The sequence below is a fragment of the Ensifer aridi genome, from assembly GCF_002078505.1.
Lineage (GTDB): Bacteria > Pseudomonadota > Alphaproteobacteria > Rhizobiales > Rhizobiaceae > Sinorhizobium > Sinorhizobium aridi.
In genome coordinates, this window is the sequence record NZ_LUAV01000035.1 from 308,871 (window position 1) to 335,595 (window position 26,725).

Annotated in this window: 20 protein-coding genes and 2 pseudogenes; 18 read left to right on the top strand and 4 right to left on the bottom strand. The window is 62.5% G+C overall.

The annotated features are described in order from the left end of the window. Positions 1-134: 134 nt before the first annotated feature. The 4 genes and pseudogenes from AYK65_RS27415 to AYK65_RS32155 form a co-directional block, all read left to right on the top strand. Positions 135-1,238: pseudogene (locus AYK65_RS27415) on the top strand (acyltransferase family protein); the annotation flags it as partial. Positions 1,239-1,292: 54 nt separating this feature from the next. Beyond that, positions 1,293-2,414, top strand: coding sequence for a glycosyltransferase family 2 protein (locus AYK65_RS27420; RefSeq protein WP_046116829.1), 1,122 nt, complete (start codon positions 1,293-1,295; stop codon positions 2,412-2,414). A 58-nt stretch (positions 2,415-2,472) separates the two neighbouring features. Beyond that, positions 2,473-3,429: pseudogene (locus tag AYK65_RS32150) on the top strand (glycosyltransferase family 2 protein); the annotation flags it as partial. 39 nt (positions 3,430-3,468) lie between these two features. Next, a complete protein-coding gene (locus AYK65_RS32155; protein WP_046116830.1) occupies positions 3,469-5,262 on the top strand; it encodes an ABC transporter ATP-binding protein in 1,794 nt (597 codons plus the stop codon). Positions 5,263-5,338: 76 nt separating this feature from the next. On the opposite strand, the gene fba is transcribed toward AYK65_RS32155, so the two are convergent. Further along, entirely contained in the window at positions 5,339-6,382 is a 1,044-nt protein-coding gene (gene fba / locus AYK65_RS27430; protein ID WP_046116711.1) for a class II fructose-bisphosphate aldolase, read from the bottom strand. Positions 6,383-6,619: 237 nt separating this feature from the next. On the opposite strand from fba, the gene AYK65_RS32160 reads away from it, so the two are divergent. The 5 genes from AYK65_RS32160 to AYK65_RS27450 all read left to right on the top strand — a co-directional run bounded on the left by AYK65_RS32160 (position 6,620) and on the right by AYK65_RS27450 (position 12,437). Further along, entirely contained in the window at positions 6,620-6,868 is a 249-nt protein-coding gene (locus AYK65_RS32160) for a hypothetical protein (protein WP_139793360.1), read from the top strand. 269 nt (positions 6,869-7,137) lie between these two features. Beyond that, positions 7,138-8,736: a peptide ABC transporter substrate-binding protein gene (locus AYK65_RS27435; protein ID WP_026615030.1), complete on the top strand. Its 1,599-nt coding sequence runs from the start codon at positions 7,138-7,140 to the stop codon at positions 8,734-8,736. Positions 8,737-8,787: 51 nt separating this feature from the next. Further along, the gene (gene oppB, locus AYK65_RS27440) at positions 8,788-9,711 is read left to right on the top strand and encodes an oligopeptide ABC transporter permease OppB (protein WP_026615031.1); all 924 of its coding nucleotides are present in this window, start codon (positions 8,788-8,790) and stop codon (positions 9,709-9,711) included. Beyond that, positions 9,704-10,834, top strand: coding sequence for an ABC transporter permease (locus AYK65_RS27445; RefSeq protein WP_081162304.1), 1,131 nt, complete (start codon positions 9,704-9,706; stop codon positions 10,832-10,834). The genes oppB and AYK65_RS27445 overlap by 8 nt, the downstream gene beginning before the upstream one ends. Before the next feature lies 1 nt (position 10,835). Continuing rightward, positions 10,836-12,437: an ABC transporter ATP-binding protein gene (locus AYK65_RS27450; RefSeq protein WP_081162307.1), complete on the top strand. Its 1,602-nt coding sequence runs from the start codon at positions 10,836-10,838 to the stop codon at positions 12,435-12,437. Positions 12,438-12,593: 156 nt separating this feature from the next. Here the strand turns inward: AYK65_RS27450 and AYK65_RS27455 are convergent, their stop codons facing one another. Next, positions 12,594-13,655, bottom strand: a complete 1,062-nt coding sequence (locus AYK65_RS27455) for a LacI family DNA-binding transcriptional regulator (RefSeq protein ID WP_081162309.1) — start codon at positions 13,653-13,655, stop codon at positions 12,594-12,596. A 243-nt stretch (positions 13,656-13,898) separates the two neighbouring features. Here AYK65_RS27455 and AYK65_RS27460 point away from each other — a divergent pair, with 243 nt between their 5' ends. From AYK65_RS27460 to AYK65_RS27490, 7 genes are all read left to right on the top strand, one after another. Next, a complete protein-coding gene (locus AYK65_RS27460; protein WP_026615035.1) occupies positions 13,899-14,891 on the top strand; it encodes an autoinducer 2 ABC transporter substrate-binding protein in 993 nt (330 codons plus the stop codon). A 125-nt stretch (positions 14,892-15,016) separates the two neighbouring features. Continuing rightward, positions 15,017-16,531: a sugar ABC transporter ATP-binding protein gene (locus AYK65_RS27465; RefSeq protein ID WP_081162312.1), complete on the top strand. Its 1,515-nt coding sequence runs from the start codon at positions 15,017-15,019 to the stop codon at positions 16,529-16,531. Further along, positions 16,524-17,525, top strand: a complete 1,002-nt coding sequence (locus tag AYK65_RS27470) for an ABC transporter permease (protein ID WP_026615037.1) — start codon at positions 16,524-16,526, stop codon at positions 17,523-17,525. Before AYK65_RS27465 ends, AYK65_RS27470 begins: the two co-directional genes overlap by 8 nt. Further along, positions 17,522-18,520 (top strand): ABC transporter permease, encoded by a 999-nt coding sequence (locus tag AYK65_RS27475; protein ID WP_026615038.1) that lies wholly within the window; start codon positions 17,522-17,524, stop codon positions 18,518-18,520. The genes AYK65_RS27470 and AYK65_RS27475 overlap by 4 nt, the downstream gene beginning before the upstream one ends. 2 nt (positions 18,521-18,522) lie before the next feature. Continuing rightward, complete coding sequence (locus tag AYK65_RS27480; protein ID WP_026615039.1) at positions 18,523-19,371, top strand: sugar phosphate isomerase/epimerase family protein; 849 nt, start codon at positions 18,523-18,525, stop codon at positions 19,369-19,371. Positions 19,372-19,480: 109 nt separating this feature from the next. Continuing rightward, the gene (locus tag AYK65_RS27485; protein WP_139793363.1) at positions 19,481-20,926 is read left to right on the top strand and encodes an FGGY-family carbohydrate kinase; all 1,446 of its coding nucleotides are present in this window, start codon (positions 19,481-19,483) and stop codon (positions 20,924-20,926) included. After that, on the top strand, positions 20,919-21,623 hold the full coding sequence (locus AYK65_RS27490) for a class II aldolase/adducin family protein (protein WP_046116715.1): 705 nt from the start codon (positions 20,919-20,921) through the stop codon (positions 21,621-21,623). Before AYK65_RS27485 ends, AYK65_RS27490 begins: the two co-directional genes overlap by 8 nt. Positions 21,624-21,689: 66 nt before the next feature. Here the strand turns inward: AYK65_RS27490 and AYK65_RS27495 are convergent, their stop codons facing one another. Next, on the bottom strand, positions 21,690-23,033 hold the full coding sequence (locus tag AYK65_RS27495) for a sigma-54-dependent transcriptional regulator (RefSeq protein WP_026615042.1): 1,344 nt from the start codon (positions 23,031-23,033) through the stop codon (positions 21,690-21,692). Then, positions 23,030-24,856 carry a sensor histidine kinase gene (locus AYK65_RS27500; RefSeq protein WP_026615043.1) on the bottom strand — a complete coding sequence of 609 codons (1,827 nt, stop codon included), beginning with the start codon at positions 24,854-24,856 and terminating at the stop codon, positions 23,030-23,032. The genes AYK65_RS27495 and AYK65_RS27500 overlap by 4 nt, the downstream gene beginning before the upstream one ends. A gap of 229 nt (positions 24,857-25,085) precedes the next feature. On the opposite strand from AYK65_RS27500, the gene AYK65_RS27505 reads away from it, so the two are divergent. Both AYK65_RS27505 and AYK65_RS27510 read left to right on the top strand, forming a co-directional pair. Then, positions 25,086-26,018: a VOC family protein gene (locus AYK65_RS27505; protein ID WP_046116717.1), complete on the top strand. Its 933-nt coding sequence runs from the start codon at positions 25,086-25,088 to the stop codon at positions 26,016-26,018. A 99-nt stretch (positions 26,019-26,117) separates the two neighbouring features. Then, on the top strand, positions 26,118-26,720 hold the full coding sequence (locus tag AYK65_RS27510; RefSeq protein ID WP_081162317.1) for an alpha/beta hydrolase: 603 nt from the start codon (positions 26,118-26,120) through the stop codon (positions 26,718-26,720). Positions 26,721-26,725: the final 5 nt, after the last annotated feature.

The window sequence follows — 26,725 nt, forward strand, 5'->3', positions numbered from 1 at the left end:
CTATTCTTTCACTTACATAAATCCTGGCTCTAACCAAGGAGCGCTCAGCGGGGCCTGCGGCAAGGATCATACCTGTCGGGGGACTGATCTATCAGGACGGTATCCCGCGAAGGTTGAACTTGAGAGGGATGTTCATGGGGGTTGCGCGGGACCGGCAGTTGGACGGGCTCAGAGCCGTCGCTGTCAGCTTGGTGCTCTATGCGCATTTCTTTGCAGCCGATGGTTCGCACTTGGGCCATATCGGCGTGCGGCTGTTCTTCGTGTTGAGCGGGTTCCTGATAACGCGGCTGCTTCTCGATGCGCGCGACGCCGCCGGCTTCGAACCGGCAACTGCACTCAAATCCTTCTATGCGCGCCGGGCGTTGCGTATCTTTCCACCGTATTTTGGCATCCTGGGCCTCGTGTGGCTGGCCGGATTGGAGAGCTCCAAAGAGGTGCTGGCGTGGCATGCGCTTTACCTCTCCAACTTCTGGTACGCGCTGCAGAACGAGTGGAGCCCGTGGGTTCTCTGTCATACCTGGAGCCTAAGCATCGAGGAGCAGTTTTACATCGTCTGGCCGTTGATCATTCTCGTCGCCCCGCGGCGCTCGATTGCTCGAATTTGCCTAGGCGTCATCCTATGCTCGATTGCCTATCGATTTTACTGGCCCCTGACCGGTACACCTTCCCTCGCGCGCGACCTGCTGCCGCCGGCTTCGATGGATGCGCTCGCAGCCGGCGGCCTTCTGGCCGCCCACCGCTGCAAGGGCGAGGCATGGCCGCAATGGGCGCAGCGAAGCGCGACCCCGCTTTTAGCGGTCTCGTTGGTCCTGCTGTGGCTGCGGCCGATGGCGAAGGCGCCGGTTGTGGACTGGCTCGCCTGGATTGCGCTCGAAGTCTTCCCCCTCGTGCCCTTGACGATGCTGGTGGGCAACTGCTCGCGCGGGATCGGCGGTTATCTCGGTCGCCTGGTCGAATCCGGTCCGCTCACAGCGCTTGGCCGCGTCAGCTATGGCGTCTATCTTTATCATGCCACCGTCCTTGCTTTCGTCGTCGAGGCGCAGGGCTGGATCCCCGTCAATGTCTCCGAGCAGGGACTCGGGCGGCTTTTCGTTGCAAGCGCCGGCACCTTGATCGTGGCGTCGATTTCCTGGCTTGCCTTCGAAAAGCCGCTCAACGCGCTGAAGCGGCACTTTCCTTACATTCGCCCAGGAGGCGACGAGGCCGCCACAGGACGGCGAGACGAGGAGCTTACGCCTTACCTCAGACCGTTGGTCGATCGCAGCAAAGCCCTTCAGAAATCGGATGTTTCAATGAGCGTAAGCCGAGCCACGCCGAAGCCATTGGTGTCCGTCCTGCTGCCCGTCTACAACGGCGAGCCCTATCTCGGCGCTGCGCTTGAAAGCATTCTGCGCCAGGACTATCGGCACCTCGAAATCGTCGCAATCGACGACGGTTCTACCGATCGCTCGCTCGAGATTCTCGAGCGCTATCGGAAGGCCGATAGCCGTATCTCCGTTCGTTCTCGGGAAAATCGCGGCCTCATCACGACCCTGAACGAGGGACTGGCGCTTGCGAGCGGCGACCTGGTGGCACGAATGGATGCCGATGACATCTCGTATGCAACGCGTTTTTCGCGGCAGGTGGCGCTTTTCCGGGAGCAGCCTCGTCTCGCCATGTGCGGCACCGGCGTCGATACTCTGATCGGCGATCGCATCGTCCGAGGCAAGCCCAGTCCGATCTACCGGCCGGGCAGCATGCGGGTCCTTTCGATGTTTTTCACGATCTTCATTCACTCCACCGTGGTCTTCAACCGAAGACTAATCCCGGAGGAGATGCTCATATACGATGGCGCTTATCCGCACGCGGAAGATTTCGATCTGTTCCGACGGGTTGCCGATCGGTTCCCCGCGATGATGATCGATGAAGCCCTGGTTGCCTATCGAATCCATGGCGACAGCGTCACGAGCAGACACCAGCGGCAGATGCGTCAGACGCATCTGAAGATCGTCGCCGAAAATCTTGAACGAGAAGGCCTTTTCGATGACGCAAGCTCGCTTCGCGAGATAGGCGTCGTGGCATCAAAGGAAACGATCCGTGTCGCTGCCGAATTCATTGTCTCGCTGGAGAGAAAGATCGCCTCTTGTCCACCTGAGACACGCCAGGCTTACGAGGATGGTATGCTTTGCTTCTTCTACTTCCTCTACCAACTCATCGCTGACGAGAAGCGGCCAGAGCTGACGCACGATTTTCTGACGCGAACGGGGAAATGGAATCTCATTCGGCGCCGCGAGCGATATGGCCTCTTCGTCGGCGCTCGCGCGCCCTGGTGCAGTCGCCTTTCGCTTGCTGCGACAAAAAGGGTCGATGCGCTGGCGCGCCATCTGCAATCCGTGCCGGCCGCAAGCGTGCTTCCCCAGAATGGTGTGGTGTGAGATGACGGGCGAAAGTCTAGAGAGGGAAAGGGCGCACCCTGATTCGGCGGCGGGATCCATGGCCATCCCGTCGAGCTCTGGCGGCCCCCGGCCTTTCGTGACCTTCATCGTCTGCACGCACAATCGCGTCCGGGCGCTTCAGGCCTGCATCCGATCGATAGAGCGCGCCTGTCGTGCCCACGCGTCCATTACAAGCGAGCTCGTGGTCGTAGACAACGGCTCTACCGATGGCACGCCGGACGAGCTCATCCGTATCGCCGCCGCGTCGCTCATCGCGATCACACGCGTCACCGAGCGGCGCCCGGGGCTGGCTGCGGCACGCAACGCCGGCCTGGCGCAGGCCCGGGGCCGAATCCTTGTCTTCATCGACGACGATTGCGAGGTCGACAGCAGCTATCTCGCTGACCTGAAGCGGCACTACGCCAATGGCGAAATGCGCGTCATCCGCGGGGGCCGCGTCGAACTTGGCAATCCATCCGATTTGCCCTTCACGATCAAACGGTCGAGGGTCGCGGCGCAGCTGACCCGCGACGTTCACCCCGGCGGTTTCGTGCTTGGCTGCAACATGACCATGCATCGCGACGTCGCGGCTCTCGTCGGTCCCTTCGACGAGCGCTTCGGAGCCGGCGCGCCGCTGCAATCGGCTGAGGACACGGACTATCTCCTGCGCGCTTTCGAGCTGGGCATTGCGGTCGAATATGTTCCGGACATGGTCGTCCACCATCACCATGGACGGCGCACCCGTGCGGCCATCGAAAAGCTTCACCGCAGCTATAGCCTTGGCAATGGCGGGCTTTGCTTAAAGCATCTCTTCAGAGCGCCATGGCTTATCAGGCACTTCTGCTGGACCGTCAGATCCGCCTGCACACAGGCTTTCGGCGGCGCGAGGTTCGATCCGGAACTCCGACTGTCGCACTGGCCGATCGTTTCGATGAATCTGCTCGGTGCCGCAAAGTTCATGTACCTTGCTGCAACCAGTCGGTTGCCCACGGGTCGGCCGACGCCGGTTCAAGCTGACAGCACAAGAGCTGAAAAAGAAAATGAGAGGGCCGCCATGTTGCGATTCCTGTTGCCCGGCTTGCATGTCTTGCGTGACGCGCTGGGACCGCAAATGCGCCTTCTTCCGGCGGTCGTCGTTCTGGGCCTCGCCAGCGCCGCACTCGAAGGCGCAGGAATCGGGCTCATAATCCCGATGCTCAGCATCATCGCTGGGGACGGACAGGCCGGAGGCTTGAGCGGAATTTCCGCATTCTTCCAGCAAATGGGGCAGGGGCTGAACGACGGCACGCGATTGCTTGCGATCGCCGCAGCTGTCCTTTCCCTGATCACACTCAAGAATGTTCTGGCCTTTGCGAATACGCTGCTCACCAACTTCATCTACGGCAAGGCGAGCCACGCCATCCGCAGCGCGCTCTCGGATCAGCTCTTGAGGATCGGCTATCCTTTCTTCATGCAGCAAAATCCAGGCCGCCTGCTGAACATCATCTCCAACGAATCATGGCGCGCCTCCGACGCCATACAGACGGTGCTCGCTGCGATCGTGCACGGCTCCGCAACCGTGATTTTGATGGCCTTCCTGTTGCTCCTCTCCTGGCAGATGACGCTTTTCGTCGCGCTCGGCCTCGTTCTCGTTCAGCTTTCGCATGCGGCCCTTTCGTCCACTCTCAAACGCCCGAGCCGCGACGTGACCTCCTTCAACAGCGAGCTGGCCGGGAGGATGCTGCACTTGGTGCATGCGGGGCGGCTCATCCGTGTGTTCGGTCAGGAGCAGCGCGAGAAGAACGCCTTCGACGCCGCATCGGAAGCCGTGCGCCGCGCCGGATTTGTGCTGCAGACACGCCAGGGCGTCCTGCCACCGCTGACAGAAGTGCTCCATTCCGCCCTGTTCCTCGCGGCGGTGGTGGGTGCCTGGTTCGTCGGGGTGAGCTTTCCCGTGATCGTCGCTTTCGTCGTCCTGCTCTACCGCCTGCAGCCGCACGTGCGTGCGCTGCAGATGTCCTGGAGCCAGATCCAGGGTTGGAGCGGCTCGCTCGAGGAGGTGCGATGGCTTCTGGATTCTTCCGACAAACCGAAGCCTCCGACGGGCAGCGAGCCGTTTAGGGGTTTGCGCCGGGCCATCCAGTTCGACCGGGTGACATTCCGATATCCAGGCTCTGAGGAACGCCCCATCGTGTTGCGTTCCGCGGGCTTCCAGATCCATCATGGCCGGTCGACGGCGATCATCGGCCGCTCGGGCGCCGGCAAGACCACCATCGTCAATCTGCTTTGCCGTTTCGTGGAGCCGGATGAGGGACGCATTCTCATCGATGGCGTGCCGCTCAATGAAATCGATCCCGTCCAGTGGCGGCGGCAGATCGCCGTCGCCAGCCAGGATCTGGAACTGGTTGACGGAAGCATTCTGGAAAACATCACCTACGGTCAGAGCGCTACGCTTGCGGAAGTGGAGCGAGCGGCGAAGCTGGCCGAGGCGCACAGCTTCATCGAAAAACTGCCGCAGGGCTACGACACGGTGGTGGGCTATAGGGGAGCGAGCCTCTCGGCGGGACAACGGCAGCGGGTCGCGCTCGCGCGGGCGCTGGTGCGCGACCCGGCGATCCTGATCCTGGACGAGGCGACGAATGCCGTCGACGGTCTGTCGGAAGCGGCAATCGTCGAGACGTTGAAATCGAGAGCGGGCCGCCGCACAACGGTCGTGATCAGCCATCACCGCAGCACGATTTCGTTCTGCGACGATGTCGTGGTTCTCGGCTCAGGCCGCGTGAAAAGTCAGACGCGCCTGGCGGAAGTGGCCTCGCTCAGCATGGATCAGCTCTACGAGCACGAGATACACATGGAGAGGCAAGGCTAGCGCCGGCGAAACGCTAACGCGACGCGACTGCCCGGTGCGCCGCGTTGCGGCAATAACGTGCCTGTGACCCGACGAACTACGCGGCTGCGTAGCGCTTCGCCATTTCCGGCAGCCTCAGTACCCGGATCTTCGATGCCTGGCCGGCGGAGCGGAAGGCCTGGAAGCGTTCCTTGCAGATCTCGGTCATGCGGGCGATTGCCGGCTTCAGATAGTTGCGGGGGTCGAAATTGTCCGGATGCTCGAGATGGTGCTTACGGATCTCGCCGGTGAAGGCGAGGCGAAGATCGGTGTCGATATTGACCTTGCGGACACCGAGCGGAATGGCCTTCTGGATTTCCGAGACCGGCACGCCCCAGGTCTTTTTCATCTTGCCGCCATAGGCGTTGAAAAGTTCCTGGAGATCGGCCGGCACGGTCGACGACCCGTGCATAACGAGATGCGTGTTCGGCAGCCGCTTGTTGATCTTGGCGATCGTCTCGATCGAGAGGATCTCGCCGTCCGGCTCACGCGTGAACTTGTAGGCGCCGTGGCTCGTGCCGATCGCGACCGCGAGAGCATCGACGCCCGTCTTGGTGACGAAGTCGAGGGCCTGGTCGGGGTCCGTCAACAGCTCCTCGCGCGTGAGCTTGCCTTCGAAACCGTGCCCGTCTTCCTTGTCGCCGGCGCCGGTTTCGAGATTGCCGAGGCAGCCGAGCTCGCCCTCGACGGAGACGCCCGCCGCATGAGCGATCTTCACGACCTCCGCGGTGACCGCGACGTTGTATTCATAGCTCGCGACGGTTTTGCCGTCCCTCTCCAGCGAGCCGTCCATCATTACGGAGGTGAAGCCGTTGGTGATGGCCGAGATGCAGGTCGACGGCTGGTCGCCATGGTCGAGATGGAGACAGACCGGGATGTGCGGATATTCTTCCGCCGCACCGAGGATCAGGTGACGCAGGAAGGCGTCGCCCGCATAGGCGCGCGCGCCGCGGCTCGCCTGCAGGATAACGGGAGAATCGGTCGCATCCGCGGCCTTCATGACGGCCTGGATGTATTCGAGATTGTTCACATTGAAGGCTGGCAGCGCGTAATTGTTTTGCGCTGCATGGTCGAGCAGTTGCCGCAATGTGATCAATGCCATTCGAAATCTCCCTGATGCTAGACGCCTACTCCAGGCGCCACGATGAAGCGCTCGAAGCCGCCGTCGGATGAGGCCCCTTCGCCGCCCTCTGCACACGCGTATGGGCGTGCTCCACTGCCCCGAAAACGGCTTTCCGGACCCAAGTCAAGCGCACAATAGTTGATGCAGACCTTTTGGCAACCGGCCCCGGATGCGCCACGTGCACTTGATGAACGTGCTTCAGAGGAATTGCTGTGGATGAAAAACGATCTCGTCAAAAATCACCGCTTTCGCTTTCTGGTTGGTGATGGCGACCTGGGGAAGAGGCGCGAGAGAGAGGCAGGCTTACGGGGAAGCGCCATGCCACCGAAGGGCGCAAATCTGTTCCTCGTCAAGCAACGCGGCTGCAGAGATGTGCAAACCAGTTCGCAAAAAGATTGCGAAAGAGATGGCAAATTTTTCCGCATATTACGTAAAGTGCCGCTTCCATTGATGAAGCTTGCATGACAACGCCGCGGCCGTGCCACGGCCGCCATGCCTTCGCGCCTAGGAAAAAACATCTAAAACGTTGCAGTTGGCAGCGGGCGGCGCATAATTCCGCTCAGCCGCCCATCGTCACGATGGCGGCAGGATTCGTCGCAAAGGAGCTACAACCTTTGCGATAATCAGAATTTCGTTTTATAAAGGAGGGTGCAGGAATCGCCTTGCCTTTCCCGCGAAATTGCACTTCTCTCCTGCGATCAACCACACTCAAAACGAGGGGAAGGAGAAGAAAAATGGCTTCACTGAAACTCAACCTCAGCGCCGCCGCGCTCATTGGCTCGCTGCTCATCGGCGCAAGTCCGGCGCTCGCGGAGGCCGTGCTTCATCGCGGCAATGCCGGCGAGCCGCAGACGCTCGACCAGGCGCACACCTCGATCAACATCGAGGAGTTCATCCTCAAGGACCTCTATGAAGGCCTGACGATCTACGACGCCGCCGGCAAGATCGTGCCCGGTGTCGCCGAAACCTGGGAGCTTTCGGACGACGGTACCGTCTACACCTTCAAGCTGCGTGCCGATGCCAAGTGGTCCGACGGCTCGCCTGTGACCGCCGAGGATTTCGCCTTCTCGTTCCGCCGCGTCGAGGACCCGAAGACGGCCGCCGAATACGCCAACATCCTTTACCCGATCAAGAATGCGGAAAAGGTCAACAAGGGCGAACTGCCGCTCGACCAGCTCGGCGTGAAGGCCGTCGACGAAAAGACGCTCGAAGTCACCCTCGAACGCCCGACACCCTTCTTCCTGGAATTGCTCGCCCACCAGACGGCGCTGCCGGTCAGCAAGGCGAGCGTCGAAAAGAATGGGGCGGATTTCGTCAAGCCGGGTGTCATGGTTTCCAACGGCGCTTTCCGCCTGACGGCGCATGTGCCGAACGACAGCCTGACGGTCGAGAAGAACACGAACTATTGGGATGCCGCCAATGTCAAGCTCGACAAGGTGATCTTCTACCCGATCGACGACCAGGCCGCCTCGGTGCGTCGCTTCGAAGCGAAGGAAATGGACCTCGTCTACAACTTCTCGGCCGACCAGATCGAGCGACTGCGCAAGTCCTACGGTGACCAGGTCCATGTCTCACCGACGCTTGCAACCTACTATTACGCCTTCGACACGCGCCAGGAGCCCTATAGCGATGTCCGCGTTCGCCGCGCGCTCTCGATGGCAGTCGATCGCGACTTCCTGGCCAAGGAAATCTACAGCGGCTCGCAACTTCCATCCTACTCGATGGTCCCGCCGGGCATCGAAAGCTATGGTGAACCCGCCAAGGCCGATTTCGCCGAGATGTCGCAGCTCGACCGCGAGGACAAGGCGATCGAGCTGATGAAGGAAGCCGGCTACGGCGAGGGTGGCAAGCCGCTGAACATCGAAATCCGCTACAACACCAACCCGAACCATGAGCGCGTTGCAACCGCTGTAGCGGACATGTGGAAGAATACCTTCGGCGCCAAGGTCTCGCTCGTGAACCTCGACGTGTCGTCGCACTATGCCTACCTGCAGGAAGGCGGCAAGTTCAACGTCGCGCGCGCCGGCTGGGTCGCCGACTATGCCGATGCGGAGAACTTCCTGGCGCTCAGCGTCAGCACCAACAAGACCTTCAACTATGGCCACTTCGAAAACGCCGAGTACGACGCGTTGATGAAGAAGTCCTATGAGGAACAGGATCCGGCGGCCCGCTCGAAGATCCTGCACGAGGCGGAAGCGCTGCTGATGAAGGAACAGCCGATCGCACCGTTCCTGACTCAGGCTGACCTGTGGCTCGTTTCGGATCGCGTTAACGGCTGGCAGGACAACTCGCCGAACGCGCACCTGAGCAAGTTCCTGAGCGTCGCCGAATAACGAATTGAGGCGACGCGCGGGGCTCCCGCGCGTCGCCTCCGGAGCACGTCCATGATCTCCTTCATCCTTCGCCGATTGGCGAGTGCGGTGCCGACGCTGTTTATCGTCGTCACCATTTCCTTCTTCCTGATGCGCTTTGCCCCAGGCGGCCCCTTCAATCTCGAGCGTCCTCTCCCTCCCGCCACGATGGAGAACCTGATGAGGACCTATCACCTCGATCAGCCGCTCTGGAGCCAATACGTCACCTATCTCAGCAATGCGGTGACCGGCGACTTCGGCCCGAGTTACATCTACCATGACAACAATGTCGCGCAGTTGATCGGCAAGGGCTTGCCCTATTCGATGGAGCTCGGCTTCTACGCTTTGATATTGGCCGTTGTCGGCGGGGTCATTGCCGGCACGATCGCCGCGCTCAGGCAGAACAGTTTCATCGATTTCGCGGTCATGTCGATCTCGACGGTTGGCGTCACCGTACCGAACTTCGTCGTCGGCCCTGTGTTGACGCTCATCTTCGCGATCATGCTTTCCTGGCTGCCCGCCGGCGGCTGGGGCGACGGATCGTTCCGCTTCCTGATCCTGCCTATGATCGCCCTCGCTCTTCCGCAGCTCGCCGTCTTCGCCAGGCTTACGCGCGGCTCTATGATCGAGGCGCTCAACACCGACCATATCCGCACCGCGAAGGCTTATGGCCTGCCGTCCCGCGTCGTCGTGGTGACGCATGCGATGCGCGGTGCGCTGCTGCCCGTCGTCTCTTATCTTGCGCCTTGTGCCGCAGCACTTTTGACCGGTTCGGCCGTGGTAGAGACGATCTTCACCATTCCCGGCGTCGGACGCTATTTCGTTCTCGGCGCGATCAACCGTGACTACACGCTGGTGATGGGCACCGTGATCCTCATCGCCATCTTCGTCATCGTCTTCAATCTTCTGGTCGATATTCTCTACGGCCTGCTCGATCCGAGGGTCCGCCATGACTGATATCGTTCAGGCACCGGCCGCCTCGCCGGAAACCAAGGGCCGCAGCCTCTTCCAGCTGGCAGCGATCCGCTTCCGCCGCAACCGTGCCGCCATGGCCGGCTGCGTCATGCTGACGCTGATCGCGCTCTTCTCGTTCGTTGGTCCATGGTTCTCGCCGCACACCTACGATCAGGTCTTCCCCTCCTATGTCTCGATCAGCCCGAGCCTCGAGCCCCGGCCGGACACGTCGACACTGCAGGACGTCATGGAGGGTGTCGCGACCCGCGCGCGCGTGACGTTGACGGAATTCAATGTCGAGGGCGAAACCTTCACCGCCACCGTGACGTCGGACCAGCCGATCGACCCGCGTGCCACGCGCTATTTCGACCGGGCAAACGAGTTCGAGAACACCAAGGTGGTCGCGACCGAGGACGACGGCCGCACACTGAAGGTCGAAGGGCAAGTGGATCGCGAATATTTCCCCTTCGGCACGGATTCAAACGGCCGCGACCTGCTCGTCCGCGTCATGCTCGGCGGGCAGATCTCGATTGCCGTCGGTCTGCTCGCAAGCCTCGTCTCTCTCGGCATCGGCGTCGTCTACGGAGCGACTTCCGGCTATATCGGCGGGCGCGTCGACAACGTCATGATGCGTCTCGTCGAGATTCTCTATTCGCTGCCCTTCGTCTTCCTCGTCGTGGTGCTCGTCGTCTTCTTCGGCCGCAGCTTCATTCTCATCTTTCTGGTGATTGGCGCGGTCGAATGGCTGGACATGGCGCGTATCGTCCGTGGCCAGACGCTGGCTCTCAAGCGGCGCGAGTTTGTGGGCGCCGCGCAAGCGCTCGGTCTCACCGACTGGCAGATCATCCGCCGGCATATCATTCCGAACACGATCGGTCCGGTGATCGTCTTCGTCACCGTCGTCGTGCCGAAGGTCATCCTGCTCGAAAGCTTCCTGTCGTTCCTCGGCCTCGGCGTGCAGGCGCCGCTCACAAGCTGGGGGGCGCTGATCTCCGAAGGTGCAAACAATATCCAGTCGGCGCCGTGGCTCTTGATTTTCCCGGCCACCTTCTTCGTCGTCACGCTGTTCTCGCTCAATTTCGTCGGCGACGGCCTGCGCGATGCGCTCGACCCGAAGGACCGCTGACATGATAGAGATGAACGACTCCATTCTCGCCGTGCGCGGCCTCAAGGTGGATTTTTCGACGCCGGACGGCACGGTCGAGGCGGTCAAGGGCATCGATCTCGATGTCCGTTCCGGCGAAACGCTGGCGGTGGTCGGCGAATCCGGTTCCGGCAAGAGCCAGACCATGATGGGCATCATGGGGCTGCTCGCGAAGAACGGCACGGTCACCGGTTCGGCCCGCTATCGCGGCAAGGAGCTCATCGGGCTTTCGCCGAAGGGACTGAACAGCGTGCGCGGCTCGAAGATCACCATGATCTTTCAGGAGCCGATGACCTCGCTCGATCCGCTTTACACGATCGGCCGGCAGATCGCGGAGCCGATCGTCCATCACCGCGGCGGCACGTTCAAGGAGGCGAGGAAGCGCGTGCTCGAGCTCCTGGAACTCGTCGGCATTCCGGAACCCGGCCGGCGGATCGACAGCTATCCGCACGAGCTTTCCGGCGGCCAGCGCCAGCGCGTCATGATAGCCATGGCGCTCGCCAACGAACCGGACATCCTCATTGCCGACGAGCCGACCACGGCGCTCGACGTAACGATCCAGGCGCAGATCCTCGATCTCTTGAAATCGCTGCAGAAGCGCTTCGGCATGGCGATCGTGCTCATCACGCACGACCTCGGCATCGTCAAGCACTTCGCCGATCGCGTCGCGGTGATGCGCCGGGGCGAGGTCGTGGAGCAGGGGACGACGGCCGAGATCTTCGAGCGGCCGAAGGCGGACTATACGAAGATGCTGCTTGCCGCTGAGCCAAGCGGGCACAAGGCGCCGCCCGCCGATCGCGCGCCGATCATCCTCGAAGGCCGCGACGTTGCCGTCGACTACACGATCCCCGGCGGACTGTTCCGCGGAGCATCGACCGTCTTCCGCGCGGTCGACGGCGTCAATCTGCGCCTGAAGCAGGGTCAGACGATCGGCATCGTCGGCGAGTCCGGTTCGGGTAAATCGACGCTCGGGCGGGCCTTGCTGCGGCTGCTGCCGAGCAGCGGCTATTACCGCTTCGGCACAACGGATATATCCGGCTTCGACCGCAGTGCGATGCGGCCCCTGCGCCGCGAACTCCAGCTCGTCTTCCAGGACCCTTACGGCTCGCTCTCGCCGCGCCGGACCGTCGGCGAGATCATCACCGAAGGCCTCTACGTGCACGAGCCGGAGTTGAGCCGCGCCGAACGCGATCGCCGTGCGATCGCGGCTCTGAAGGAGGTCGGCCTCGATCCCGCTTCGCGCAACCGCTATCCGCACGAGTTCTCGGGTGGGCAGCGCCAGCGCATCGCGATCGCCCGCGCGATGATCCTGAAGCCGAAGGTGGTGATCCTCGACGAACCCACCTCGGCGCTCGACCGTTCGGTGCAGGGTCAGGTGATCGAACTCCTGCGCGATCTGCAGATGAAGCACGGCCTCTCCTACATCTTCATCAGCCACGACCTCTCCGTCGTGAAGGCGATGTCGGATTACGTGATCGTGATGAAGAACGGCCGCATTGTCGAGGAAGGGGAGACGGACGCGATCTTCCAAGCGCCGAAGGAGGCCTACACGAAGACGCTGATCGGCGCGGCGTTCAACCTTTGAGGTGGTGGCGGTATCGACCGTTTGCCGGCGTTTGCCCGCATCCGCCCGCGGCGCCTCATTCCTCGTACGGTCGCATGCCGCCGAGGAGGGGCCCTCGGCCCTTCACCAGCCTATGAAGGCGGAGCGGCTAATGGCCGATTCTGAAAACTCCCGACCTCACCGGTCGATGTCTTTCAGCGCGTCGAGCGGGCCTGTGAGGGCGGTCCTTGGAGGCACAAGCTCCGGCTGGACCAAATGAATTTGCGGCGGTGGCCGCAATTCCTCGATGACTTCGAAGGCCTTGGCGATCATTCCCTCGACGTCTTGCCGGATCATGATGACGGGGAAGGGGAGGAACGATGCGAAAGGATCGTAATCGTAGCAGCCGACGACGAGATCGGCGAAATTGTCGTGCGGGTGCCCGGCCATGAAGCGCAGCAAGCCTTCGAAATTGATCGAGGAATTCACGAAAAGGCCGCGGGGCAACTTGCCGTGTCGGGCGAAAAAGGCTTCGAAGGCTCTCCTTGCATTATTCGCCGCATAGCCGGTCGGTTGGATGCATTCGTCCGGATCACCGCCGAGCAGCTCCTTTTTCACCGCGCGGAATCCGCGGATCCGTTCATGGCTCGCATGGTCGTTGCGGCCGCCGAACAGATAGAGGTCGTTCGGCTGGAGCGGGCGGTCGGCCGGAAAGTGGCGGATGATGGCTTCGGTCAGTAGCCGACCGCCCTCAAAATTGTCACTGATGACGGAGGGGACCTTCGTGCCTGGGAGGTCGATGTTGATGTGCTTCAGCCCCGCAGCCTCGCAGACCTCGTGGACGCCGTCCGGATCGGTTGCGCCGCAGATGAACAGTTCGTCGATGGAATAGGAGATCAGCGTTGCGGCCGTCTTGCGCTCCTCGTCAGGATCGCGGCTGGCGCTAACGACGATCGGGCACTGACCCTTGCTGCGCACATGCGCCTCGAACGTCTGGGCGAGGGAAGAGAAGTAGCGATTGTCGTGCACGGGCAACAGCAGTCCGACGAGCCCGGAGCGGGAACTGCGCAGCCCCCGCGCCTGGCGGTTTGCCGTATACTGGTGGGTCTCGGCGAGGCTCTGGATGAGTTCGGCGGTGCTTGCCTTGATGCGCCGTTTGCGCCAAGTGCCGTTCAGCACCGCGCTCACCGTTGAAGGCGAACTTCCCGAGAGCACCGAGAGGTCGTAGATCGTCGCCTTTTTCTTGCTGCTGTTCGCCATGTGGTCCTCCCCAAAATGTCTTAGAGCCGATTTCCGCTTGACGACAGATTAAGTCTGCAGGATAGTCTTTGCACCATCGATTGTGCAAATAAGAAATGTCGATTGCGCAAATGCGTTGGGGTCGTCTGAGGAGGCGGCGGTAGGCGGCGGGAAATCGCTTCTCGTCATGGAGGATTGAAACTGGAGGCCGGCGCCCCATGCGCCCGGGAGAGTTCCCCTTGCGGGAACCAGTGGAGGAGAGACATGATCAGGAAAATTCTTGCCGCCGCTTTAGCGGCATCGCTTTCGCTCGCCGGTGCCTTTTCCGTCGCGGCGCAGGAAACGCCCAAGGTTGGCGTCGTCGTCAAGATCGGCGGCATCCCGTGGTTCAACGCAATGGAAGCCGGGATCAAGGAACGCGGCCAGAAGCTCGGCCTCGACGCTTTCATGGTCGGACCGACGAGTGCTGACCCGGCATTGCAGGTTCGTGCGATCGAGGATCTGATCGCCCAGGGCGTGAAGGTCATCGGGGTAGTGCCCAACGATGCCAAAGTGCTGGAGCCGGTGCTGACGAAGGCCAAAGAGAAGGGCATCATTGTCATCACGCATGAATCGCCCAGTCAGAAGGGCGCGGACTGGGACTTCGAGCTCGCTTCGTCTCAGGGTTTCGGCGAGGCGCATGCCAAGCTCCTGGCGGACAAGATGGGCGGCAAGGGTGAGTATGCGGTGTTCGTCGGTTCGCTGACCGTTCCGCTTCACAACGCCTGGGCAGACGCGGCAATTGCCTACATCAAGAAGAACCATCCCGAGATGACACTGGTTGGTGAACGCTACGGCGTTGCCGAGGACGTCGACAAGAGCCGCTCGACGGCCCTCGACCTGATCTCCGCTCACCCGAATCTCAAAGGCTTTCTCGCCTTCGGCAGCCAGGGTCCGATCGGCGCCGGCCGCGCTATCGAAGAACGCCGGAAGGTGGGCCAGATCTTCGTTCTCGGACCCTTCTCGCCCGGACAGGGCCAGAAGCTCGTGAAGTCCGACGCGATCTCCGGAGGCTTCATGTGGAATCCGAAGCAGGCCGGCGAAGTCTTTGTAACGATGGCCGATAAGCTCCTCAAGGGCGAGGAGATCAAGGACGGTGATGAAATCGAAGGCCTCGGCGTCGTCCATCCAGACTTCGAAAACCGCAATATCATTGTCGACCAGCTGGTGCCGATCAACAAGGATACGGTCGCCGATCTCGCCGCGATGGGTCTCTAGACCGCGATGATTTCAGATGGGAGGCCGCGCCGGGCACCCCATCCCAACGGGTTCTCCCGGCTGCTGGGCCGGCTCCGGCCGGCCTGGCAAGTCTCGCGCAACGAAGTACGACAGGCGCAGGGTCCATGCATCAGGCAACGAGCGCGACGGTAGGCGAAAAGCCGCTTCTGTCCCTTCGCAACATCAATATGACGTTCGGCGGCATCAAGGCGCTGAAGAATGTGAGCTTCGATGTGCTCCCCGGTGAAGTGCATTGTCTCGCCGGCGAGAACGGTTGCGGCAAGAGCACGCTGATCAAAGTGATCACCGGCGTCTATCGCCCGGCGGATGGCGCAGTCATCGAGTATGACGGCGAGACCTATTCGCACATGTCGCCGGTCACCGCGCAGGACTGCGGCATCCAGGTCATCTGGCAGGATCTGGCGCTGTTCCCGGAAATGAGCGTGGCCGAGAACATTGCCTTCCACGAGGTCGTCGGCCGCCGGCCGCGTCTCGTCGACTACGGCCGCATCCGGCGGATCGCCATAGACGCGCTCGCCCGTCTCGGCGTCACGCTCGACGTCGAGCTGCCGCTCAAGGAATATGCGATCGCCCAGCGCCAGATCGTGGCGATCGCCCGGGCCCTCGTCGGTGAGGCCAAGCTCGTCTTCATGGACGAGCCGACGGCCTCGCTGACACAATCGGAAACGGACCATCTCCTCGATATCGTTCGTACTCTTTCAGCCTCTGGGGTCGCCGTCGTGTTCGTCAGCCACCGGCTGGCCGAGGTTCTGGAGATTTCAAACCGCATCACTGTCCTGCGGGATGGCGCGTTGGTCGGGGTCTATCCCGCCGGTGGCATGACGCAGTCGCGCATTACCGAACTGATGACCGGCAAGACCTTCGATCAGCACGTCCGCGCACGCCCGAGGGACGATCACCCGGTCGTGCTCGATGTTCGAGGGCTGACGCGACCGGGTCAGTTCGAGAACATTTCCCTGACCGTCCGCCGCGGCGAAACGGTCGGCATCACCGGCCTTTTGGGGGCAGGGAGGACCGAGCTGGCGCTCGCCCTGTTCGGGATGCTGAAGCCTGCCGCGGGCTCGATCCGCATCGAGGGCCGGGAGGTCCGTTTCGGCTCGAACCGCGACGCGATCAAGGCGGGTGTCGCCTATCTCTCGGAAGACCGTTTGTCGCTCGGGCTCATCCAGCCTCAGTCGATAGCCGACAACCTCGTGATCGCCTCGCTTCGCAAGATTCTCTCCGGAGGCCTGCTTTCCGACGATCGCAAGCGCGGCCTCGTTTCACGCTGGATCGCCGATCTCGGCGTCAGGATCGGCCGCCAGGCGGATGCGATATCGACGCTTTCCGGCGGCAACCAGCAGCGCGTCGCAATCGCGAAGTGGCTTGCTACCGATCCGAAGATCCTCATTCTTGATTGCCCCACCGTCGGCGTCGACGTCGGCGCCCGTGCCGGCATCTTCGACATTGTTGCCAAGCTCGCGGAGAGCGGCCTCGCGATCATCCTCATCTCGGACGAGGTGCCGGAGGTCTATTTCAACGCCGACCGGGTCCTGCATATGGCGCAGGGCCGCATCGTCGGCAGCTATGATCCGCGCCAGACGCGTCTGGAAGAGATCGAGGCGGCCGTCTATGCGTAGCTTGATCCGCACTCACGCGACCGAGTTCTCCCTGCTGGCGGTGATCGTCGCCATCAGCACCGTGCTTTCCTTCGCCACGGCAAACTTCTTTTCGCTCGGCAACGCCTTCGACCTCCTGAACATCAGCGCCGTCAACATCATCTTCGCCGTCGGTCTTCTGGTGGTGTTGATCGCCGGCGGCATCGACATCTCCTTCGCGGTCGCCGCTTCCGTCGTCCAATACTGTACGGCGATCGCGCTTGGCTGGATCGGCGGCGGCGGTTGGGTTTCCGGACTCCTGATCGCCGGCTCGCTCGGCATCCTGCTTGGCTGCGTCAATGCCTTCCTGATCCACCGCTTCCGCATCATCTCGATCGTTGCGACGATCTCCACGTTCAACATTTACTTCGGGCTACTGATGTTCTTCACCAGAGGCGTGTCGATCTACAACCTGCCCGACTGGCTGACCGACCGGGTCATTCTTTTCGAGCATGAAATGCCGGATGGAACCTGGATCGAAATCACGCTGCCGGTTCTCGTCATGGTGATTTGCGTCGTGGCGACCTGGGCGCTGATCACCCGCACCACGATCGGACGGCAGCTCTATGCCTTCGGCGACAATCCGGAAGGGGCGCGCCGCTTCGGCATCAACATCGGCGCCATGCAATTCATAGCCTTTGGTTGGCTCGGCCTGATGGCGGGAATCGGTGGCCTCATCCAGGCACATTATGCGCAGGAGGTGGTGCCGAACGCGCTTTATGGCCGAGAGCTCGACGTGCTTGCCGCGGTCGTTTTGGGCGGGGCCCGCCTTGGCGGCGGCAAGGGCTCGGTGCTCGGCTGCGTTCTCGGCGTGCTCTTGATCTCGATCACCCAGAACGGCCTCAACTTGATGGGCGTCTCGCCGTTCGCCTTCAAGATGATCGTCGGCGCCATCATCCTGATCGCCATTACGCTCTCCAATACCCGGATCGAGCGTTTGCTGCCGTTTGTCGGTCAGAAGGGAGGGGGACGGTGACCACGATCCTCGAACGCGTCAAAGCTGCTCTCGGACCCGAAATGGCCGGCCCCGGCCTCGCCTTCGTCGCCGTCGTGCTCGTCTTCGGTCTTGCCTCGCCGCAGTTCCTGAGTGCCGCGACCTTCGGTTCGGTCGCCTTCCAGCTTCCGGAACTCGGATTGCTGACGCTCGCCATGCTGCTGCCGATCCTCACCGGCGGCCTCAATCTGGCGATCACCTTCACCGCGAATATCGCCGGGCTGACGGTTGCCTGGGTGCTGAGGGAGAACGGCGGCGTCGATGCCGGCATCGGCATCTTCATCGCCGGCTGCCTGCTGGCGCTACTGGTTGGCGCGGCGAGCGGCGTGGTGATGGGGCTGGTGATCGCCTTCACGCGCGCCCACCCGATCCTCGTGTCGCTCTCGATGATGATCTTCCTGCGCGGGCTCGGCGAGTTCCTGACACGCGGCGGCGATATCTCGGGTTTCCCCGCCTTCGTGGGGCCGATCGGCCATGGTTCGATCGCCGGCATTCCCGTGCCGCTGATCGTCTTCATCGCATGCGTGCTCGCCTGGCACGTGCTTCTCGGCCGTACCAAGCTCGGCTTTAACACCTATATGATCGGCTCCAACCTCGAGGCGACCCGCTATTCCGGCATTAACACCCGCAAGGCGATCGTACTCGTCTACACGCTCTCCGGCGTCATGTGTGCGGTCGCCGGCATCATCATGCTGGCGCGATTTAATTCAGTGCGCATCGGCCACGGTGAATCCTACCTGCTGATCACCGTGCTTGCCTGCTTCCTGGGAGGCGTCAATCCGTTTGGCGGCTTCGGCCGGGTCATCCCGGTCTTCGTGGCCCTCGTGGTGCTACAGCTTCTCTCGTCCGGCCTCAATCTCATCGGAGCCAACCAGCATCTCGCGACTGCCGTCTGGGGCATCCTGCTCGTCGGCGTGATGATCCTTCGTTGGGTGGCAACCAGGATCAAGTTTTCAATTGTCAGAAGAGGATCATGACCATGCAGGGTTTTGGCGTCCATACGAGCATGTGGACCATGAACTGGGACCGGGGAGGGGCCGAACGGGCGGTGGCGGCCGCGGTCAAATACGCGGTCGACTTCATCGAGATCCCGATGCTCAACCCGCCTGCCGTCGACACGGAGCACACCCGTGCACTGCTCGAGAAAAACCGTCTGCGCGCGCTCTGCTCGCTCGGTCTGCCGGAGCGTGCGTGGGCGTCGGTGCGACCGGACGCGGCGATTGACCATTTGAAGGTTGCGATCGACAGGACGGCCGATCTCGGCGGCGAAGCGCTTTCCGGCGTCATCTATGGCGGCATCGGCGAACGAACCGGCGTGCCGCCTACCTTAGCGGAGTACGACAACATTGCCCGCGTGCTCGAGGCAGCGGCCAAGCATGCCAAGTCGCGCGGCATCGAACTCGGCGTCGAAGCCGTCAACCGCTATGAGAACCACCTGATCAACACCGGTTGGCAGGCGGTCAAGATGATCGAGCGGATCGGGGCCGACAACATTTTCGTGCATCTCGACACCTACCACATGAACATCGAGGAGAAGGGCGTCGGCAAGGGCATTCTCGATGCGCGGGAGCACCTGAAATATATCCACCTGTCCGAAAGCGATCGCGGCACGCCGGGTTACGGCACCTGTGGGTGGGATGAGATTTTTTCCACCCTCGCGGCGATCGGCTTCAAGGGCGGTCTCGCCATGGAAAGCTTTATCAACATGCCGCCGGAAGTGGCCTATGGCCTTGCCGTCTGGCGCCCCGTCGCCACGGACGAGGAAGAAGTGATGGGCAACGGCCTGCCGTTCCTGCGCAATAAGGCGAGACAATACGGGTTGATCTGACCGGGAACGTTCCGCGAGAAGGCGTCCCGGCTCGGCCGGGCTGCCACGCGGTCGATCGAGGAAAAGAGAAGTGGATGCGGCGGTAAACGGTCGGGGAAACCCAGCGGCTATGGTCGCCGTCCTCGACGTCGGCAAGACCAATGTCAAGCTGAGCGCGGTCGGGGCGGACGGGGCTGTCGTCGAGACCATCAGCATTCCCAATCCCGTTCTGCCCGGTCCGCCCTGGCGCCATCATGATCTCAAGAGCTTGGGTGAGTGGGTTTTCGAGACTCTCGCGGCTCTGTCACGGCGCTATGATCTCGCCGCCCTCGTGACCGCAGGACACGGCTCGGGCGGCGTGCTGACGGGTGCGGATCCGGATGCCGGCGACGGTGCCGTGCTGCCGATGATCGACTATGAGCAGACGCTGCCAGCCGACATTCGCGACGGCTATGCACCGCTTGCCGGTTCCTTTCTCGATCGCGGCAGCGCCACGATGCACGGCGCGACGCATCAGGCCCGCCAGCTCTATTGGATGGAGGAGCGGGAGCCGGATGCGTTCGGGAAAGCGCGCTGGTACCTCGGCCTGCCGCAATACTGGGCCTGGCGGCTCTCCGGCGTCGCGGCGTCGGAAACGAGCTTTCTCGGAGCCCAGTCGCATCTCTGGAATGTCGCGGAAAGCCGCTGGGCGCCGATCGTGCGTGCCCGCGGCTGGGAGCCGCTGATGGCGCCCTTCGCCAAGGCATGGCAGGCGCTTGGGCCGATCCGGACTGAACTCGTGCAGCGATATGGCCTGCCGGGAGAAATGCGAGTGCTGACGGGGGGCCACGACAGCAGCCTCAACCATTACCGCTATCACGCCGCGGGTCTGCGGGATTTCACCGTGATCTCGACGGGAACATGGATCGTCGGCTTTTCCCGTTCGACGCCGCTCGAGCGCCTCGACGAGCACCGCGGCATGACCTTGAACAGCGACGTCTTCGGAAATAGCCTCGGGGGCATTCTGACGATGGGCGGACGTGAGTTCTCCCATGTCGCCGGCGGCGATTCGCCGGCAGAACACGCGTCCCTCGATGTCCTTGCGCACCTTGTCGCGCAGCGGACCTTCGCCGTTCCCTCGTTCGGCGACGACGACGGCCTTTTTCCCGGCAGCGCGGGGAGGGGGCGAATTCTCGGGTCGCCGCCTGAGACGGCAATGGGACGCAAAGTCCTGGCGCTCCTTTACTGCGCGCTGCTTACCGTGGAGTGCATCGAGACGCTCTCCGAAGATCGCCTTGTCGTGCTCGACGGCAGCTTCCTGCGCGATCCGCTCTATGCGGGCGTCGTGGCGGCGCTGCTCCCGGAGCGCCAAGTGCGCTTCAATCTCGACACCTATGGCGTTGCCGCCGGAGCGGCGCTGCTTGCCGGGCACGAAACGCGTGACGGGCCGGCGCCGCTCACCCTTAGCGAACCGCCCGATCTTGGCGTGCTCCAGCGCGAACTTTTCCGCTACGCCGCCGATTGGCGCAGGCTCTCCCGTGGAGAGTTGGGCAACCGAGACGAACTCCGGAACACGAAAGGAAGTCTTCATGGCTGAAACCGCGACAACCGACAAGCTGGCGCTCAGGCGCGAGATGGTGGAGATCTGCCGGCGCATGAATTCGAGCGGTATCAATCAGGGCACGGCCGGCAATCTCTCCGTCCGGACCGATGACGGCTTCCTCATCACGCCCTCGTCCATGCCCTATGAGACGATGCAGCCGGAGGACCTGGTGGAGATGGCTTTTGACGGCACCTATGTCGGCCATCGGCCGTCGTCCGAATGGCGCTTCCATCGCGATATCCTGCGCGAACGCACCGACATCAACGTCGTGCTGCACTGCCATTCGATCTACGCGACGACGCTTGCCTGCCATCACAAGACCATCCCGAGCTTTCATTACATGACGGGCATTGCCGGCGGCACGACGATCCGTTGCGCCGAATACGCGACCTTCGGCACGCAGGCGCTCTCCGACAACGCGCTTGTTGCGCTCAAGGACCGTATGGCCTGTCTACTTGGCCAGCACGGCCAGATCTCGCTCGGCAAGACGCTTGAGTCCGCACTGTGGCTGGCGATCGAGGTCGAGACCCTGTCACGAATCTACGTTCAGGCCCTGACCCTCGGCGAGCCGCCGATCCTGCCCGATGAAGAAATGGAGCGCGTCATCGCGCAGATGCGGCGCATGAGCTATGGCCAGGCGCCCGATGCGGAAGGCGTGAACGACATCGCCCGCCCGCGATCGCCGCAATGACGACGACCGCGCCGCTTTTATCTTTAGGCCTCCGCGATCGATCCAGAACCTGTACTCGCGGTCCACTCACGGCTCGTCCCCCAGCGCCCTCTTGTCGAGGCCGAACTTCTGCATCTTCTCGTAAAGCGTCTTGCGTGAAATGCCGAGTGACTCGTAGACGGGCTTCAGCGCTCCTCCGTGTGCCGCGAGTGCGCTGGCGATGACGCTCTTTTCGAAGGCGGCTACTCTGTCGGCGAGGCGAGGGCTGTCGGCCGGCGCAGTCGTGTCCTCCCCTTCGACATCGAGCCCTAGCACCAACCGCTCGGCGGCATTGCGTAGCTCGCGCACATTGCCCGGCCAGTCGCGCGCTGCCATTTCGGAGGCGAGGGAGGGCGAAATATCGATGTCGTCGCGACCGTAGCGGGCGGCGGATTCGCGTACGAGCTGCATGAAAAGCAAGGGAATGTCGGAGCGGCGCTGGGAAAGCGGCGGCACGCGCAGCGTTGCGACGTTCAGTCGATAGAGAAGGTCCGCGCGGAACCGGCCGGCGGCTACCTCGCGCTCCAGATCGACCTTGCTGGTGGCAATGAAACGCACGTCAAGCGGCACGGTCTCGTTTGAGCCGAGACGGGTTATCACGCGCTCCTGCAGCACGCGAAGGAACTTCGCCTGCAGGTCGAAAGGCATGGAGCCGATCTCGTCGAGCAGGATCGTGCCCCCGCGGCCATGCTCGAACTTGCCGTAGCGCGGCCTGAGCGCCCCCGGAAAGGCACCCGGCTCGTGGCCGAAGAGCTCGCTCTCGATCAGGTTTTCCGGCAGGGCCGCGCAATTAATGGCGATGAAGGGGCCGCTGGCACGGCCGCTCAAATCGTGCAGCGCGCGGGCGACGACTTCCTTGCCTACGCCGGTTTCGCCGATGATCAGCGTGTCGGCGTCCGAAGCGCCGATCGCCCGGATGCGGTAGCGCAAATCGACCATCACTTGGCTGCGCCCAGGCAGGCGATGCTCGATGTCGTCGCGCTTGCCCGCAACGGCTCTGAGGCGCCGGTTTTCGAGCACGAGCCCACGCCAGTCGAGAGCGCGGCGGATGGTTCCGGCAAGCATTTGCGCCGTGAACGGTTTCTCGACGAAGTCGTAAGCGCCCTCGCGCATCGCCCGGACCGCGAGCTGAACGTCACCATGACCGGTCACGAGAATTACCGGCAGCTCGGCATCGATCTCGCGAATGCGCTGCAGGAAGGTCATCCCGTCCATTCCGGGCATGCGGATATCGCTGATGACGACGCCCGGGAAGCTGAAGCCGATCAGCTCTAGTGCATGTTCGGCACTGGCGAACGTGTCGACGCGAAAGCCGGCGAGCTCGAGCGCCTGCGCGCTCGAACGGCGCAATTCCTCTTCGTCGTCCACGAGCAGGATGCGGCTCTCGTTCATTCGGCGGCCTCGCGTCCGGCCTGTTCGGCGAGGGCGAGCTCGATGCGGAACACGGCGCCTCCTGCGGGATGGTTCGACACCGCCAGGCTGCCGCCGAAGTCCTTGACGATATTGTAGGAAATGGAAAGGCCGAGGCCGAGCCCTTTGCCGACGCCCTTGGTGGTGTAGAACGGGTCGAAGATGCGCTCGGCGATCGCGGGCGCCACGCCCGGGCCGCGGTCGCGCACCGTGAGCACCGCCCTGTGACCGTCGCGCCAAGCGCGCACGGAGATGCGGCGATCTTCGAGCCCCTCGACGGCGTCGGCGGCGTTGGAGACGACATTGACGAGCACCTGCTGCAACCGGACCGAACCCGCCTGGACCACGAGCGGTTCGCCGCCGAGATCGATGTCGACTTCCGCATCCGCCGCCTTCAGCCGTGCCGCGACGATCTCCATGGTGTCGTGCATCACCTCTTCGAGGCGAACGGGTCCGAGCTTCTCATTCGGCTTGCGGGCGAAATTGCGCAGGTGCCGGCTGATCGAGGCCATGCGATCGATCAGTCCGGAAATGCGCCTCACATTGTCGCTTGCCTCGTCGGTCCGCCCGCGTTCGATCAGCAATTGGGCGCTGTCGGCATAGGTCTTGGCCGCAGCCAGCGGTTGATTGAATTCATGCGAGAGCGCCGCCGACATCTGGCCGAGGCCCGCAAGCTTGCCCGCCTGGATGAGGTCCGCCTGCGTCTGACGCAATTGCCGCTCGGTGAGCCGCCTCTCAGCGATCTCCGCCTCGATCCGGGCGTTGACGCGGGCGAGATCGGCCGTGCGCTCCTCGACCCGGCGCTCGAGCTCCTCCTGGGCCTGCTCCTGCATCAGCATACGTTCCCGAAGCCGCGCCCGCCGCTGGAAGAGGATGGCGATCGCCAGTCCCGCAAGGCAGATGAGCAACATGGCGGCCGCGATCGTGGTCAGCGCCTGCGTGCGGACCGAGGCCGTGTCCGTGAGCACGTTCACGGTCCAATCCGCCTCGGGCATGTAATGCGAAAGAACGAGATATTCCCGCCGGCTCTCGCCGGCCGCGATCGTCATGAAGTGATGGCCGGAACGCTCGCTGCGCACGAGCGGAAGCGGATGGAGGACGGCGTTCGCATAACGCCGCGAGGCTTCGGTGCGTGCAAGCCGTTCCGGCGTCAGCGGCAGGATCCCGGCATAAAGCCATTCCGGGTTGCCGCTCATGAATATGACGCCCTCGGGATCGGAGACGAAAATCCTGTACTCGCCGCCCTGCCAGGAGGCTTCGATGGTTTCGATGTCGACCTTGAAGACGATGACGCCGCGGATCTCCTCGCCTACGCGGATCGGCGCGCCGAAATAATAGCCGCGCTTCAGCGATGTCGTCCCAAGCGCGTAAAAGCGGGATTGTTTTCCCCTGAGGGCGTCCTGGAAATAGGGTCGATAGTTGAAATTCTCGCCGACGAAGCTCGTCGGTCCGTCATAGTTGCTGGCGGCAATCGTCTCGCCGTCCGGCGTAATGACATAGATGTCGGAGGAGCGGAGAAGCTCGTTGATTTCCTTGAGGTAATCGTTGACGCTCTCCCGCAGCCTCCGGTCGCGGGGACGCGTAACCAGTTCCTTGACGTCGTCGTGGTCGGCAATAAGTGCCGGGAGAGCCTGATAACGGTTGAGATGACCGTTGAGGGCGGCGACCGCCAGCCTCAGCGCCGTATTTGCCTGGGCTGACGCCTCCTGCATGTAGCTGAGCGTCGCGAGCGTCGTTCCCTGCACGGCAAGCACCGTAGCGGCGATCGGCAGCAGGCAGAGCACAAGCACGAAACGGTATCTCACGGAATGCCTGGGCTCCTCCTCCCTCGCATGGCTGTTCATGTAAAAGGATCGTAGAAGGCCGCCCCTACGATGGCAAGAGAGTGCACTAATCGTCAACGGTCTGAAGTGTTCGTCAACGCAACATTGACAATGCGTTCCTGCGAGCAGGGCTTTCGCGAGCGGCTTCGGCGGCGCATCTATTCGCCATCGGCTAAGCCCCGCATCGAAGCGGGCAGAAAGGAAGCGCACAATGCTCGACCAGATCAAAGGCCTGCACCACGTCACCTCCATGGCGGATGATGCCCGCACCAACAACCATTTCTTCACGAACACGCTCGCCCTGCGCCGCGTGAAGAAGACGGTGAACTTCGATTCGCCGGACGTCTACCATCTCTATTACGGCGACGAGATCGGCACGCCCGGCACGGTCATGACCTACTTCCCCTTTCCGCAGATGCCGCGTGGCCGTGCGGGCACGGGCGAGGTCGGAACGACCGTCTTCTCCGTTCCGCAAGGCTCGCTCGGCTTCTGGCGAGATCGGCTGGCGCAGCTCGGCATCGGCGGTCTCAAGGAAGAGGAAAGCTTCGGAGAAAAGCGCCTGAATTTTGCCGGTCCCGACGGCGACGGCTTTGCCCTGGTTGAAGTCAAGGACGATCCGCGCACGCCCTGGACGGAAAGAGGCATTTCCGAGGACCATGCAATCCGTGGCTTCCACTCGGTCGCCATGCGGCTGCGCGACGAAGGCGCGACAGCGGAATTGCTGAAGTTCATGGGCTACGAGGAGCTCGACAGGAAGGACGGCGTCACGAGGCTCGTCGTGCCGGGCGGCAACGGCGCGAGCCTCATCGACCTCGAGACGCTGCCGAATATCAACCGCGCAGCGCAAGGCGCCGGCTCCGTGCATCACGTCGCCTTCGCGGTCGACAACCGCGACAAGCAGCTCGAAGTGCGCAAGGCGCTGATGGACACTGGCTATCACGTGACACCCGTCATCGATCGCGACTATTTCTGGGCGATCTATTTCCGCGCGCCAGGCGGCGTTCTCTTCGAGATCGCCACGAACGAACCAGGCTTCAATCGCGACGAGGACATTGCCCACCTCGGCGAGGCGCTGAAGCTGCCGCAGCAGCACAAGCACCTGCGGCCGATCCTGGAGAGCCATTTGCAGAAGCTCGAAGACTGACTGGCCCTGGCAAAAACCCTCGTCCGCTCGCACGGGCGAGGGGCAGTATCCAACGTCGAGTGACGCATCCGCACATGGCGGGCAGCAAAGGAGAATTCAGTGGTCGATCATGGTTATGTGCACAAGTTGAGGGCTGGCAAACCCGGCAGTCCGATCCTCTTCGTGCTCCACGGGACCGGCGGAGACGAGAATCAGTTCTTCGGCTTCGGGGCGCAGCTTCTGCCCGAGGCGACGATCGTTTCGCCGCGCGGCGATGTATCGGAACATGGCGCCGCGCGCTTCTTCAGGCGAACGGGCGAGGGGGTCTACGACATGGCGGATCTTGCCCGCGCCACGCAGAAGATGACGAACTTCGTAAAAACACTAGCGGCCGAGCACGAAGCTTCTGAGATAATCGGCCTCGGCTATTCGAACGGCGCCAACATTCTCGCCAACGTGCTGATCGAAGAAGGCATTATCGACAAGGCAGTGCTCATGCATCCGCTGATCCCCTTCCGCCCGAAGGCCAATCCCGCGCTCGCAGGACGCAAGATACTGGTTACCGCCGGCGAACGCGACCCGATCTGCCCGGCGCCGCTGACGCAGGCGCTCGCCGAGTATTTCCAGACGCAGAAGGCGGCGGTTGAAGTGGAATGGCATCCCGGCGGCCATGACATCCGTCAGGACGAGATTGCTGCGGTTGAGCGGTTCCTGAGAGGTTAAGAAAT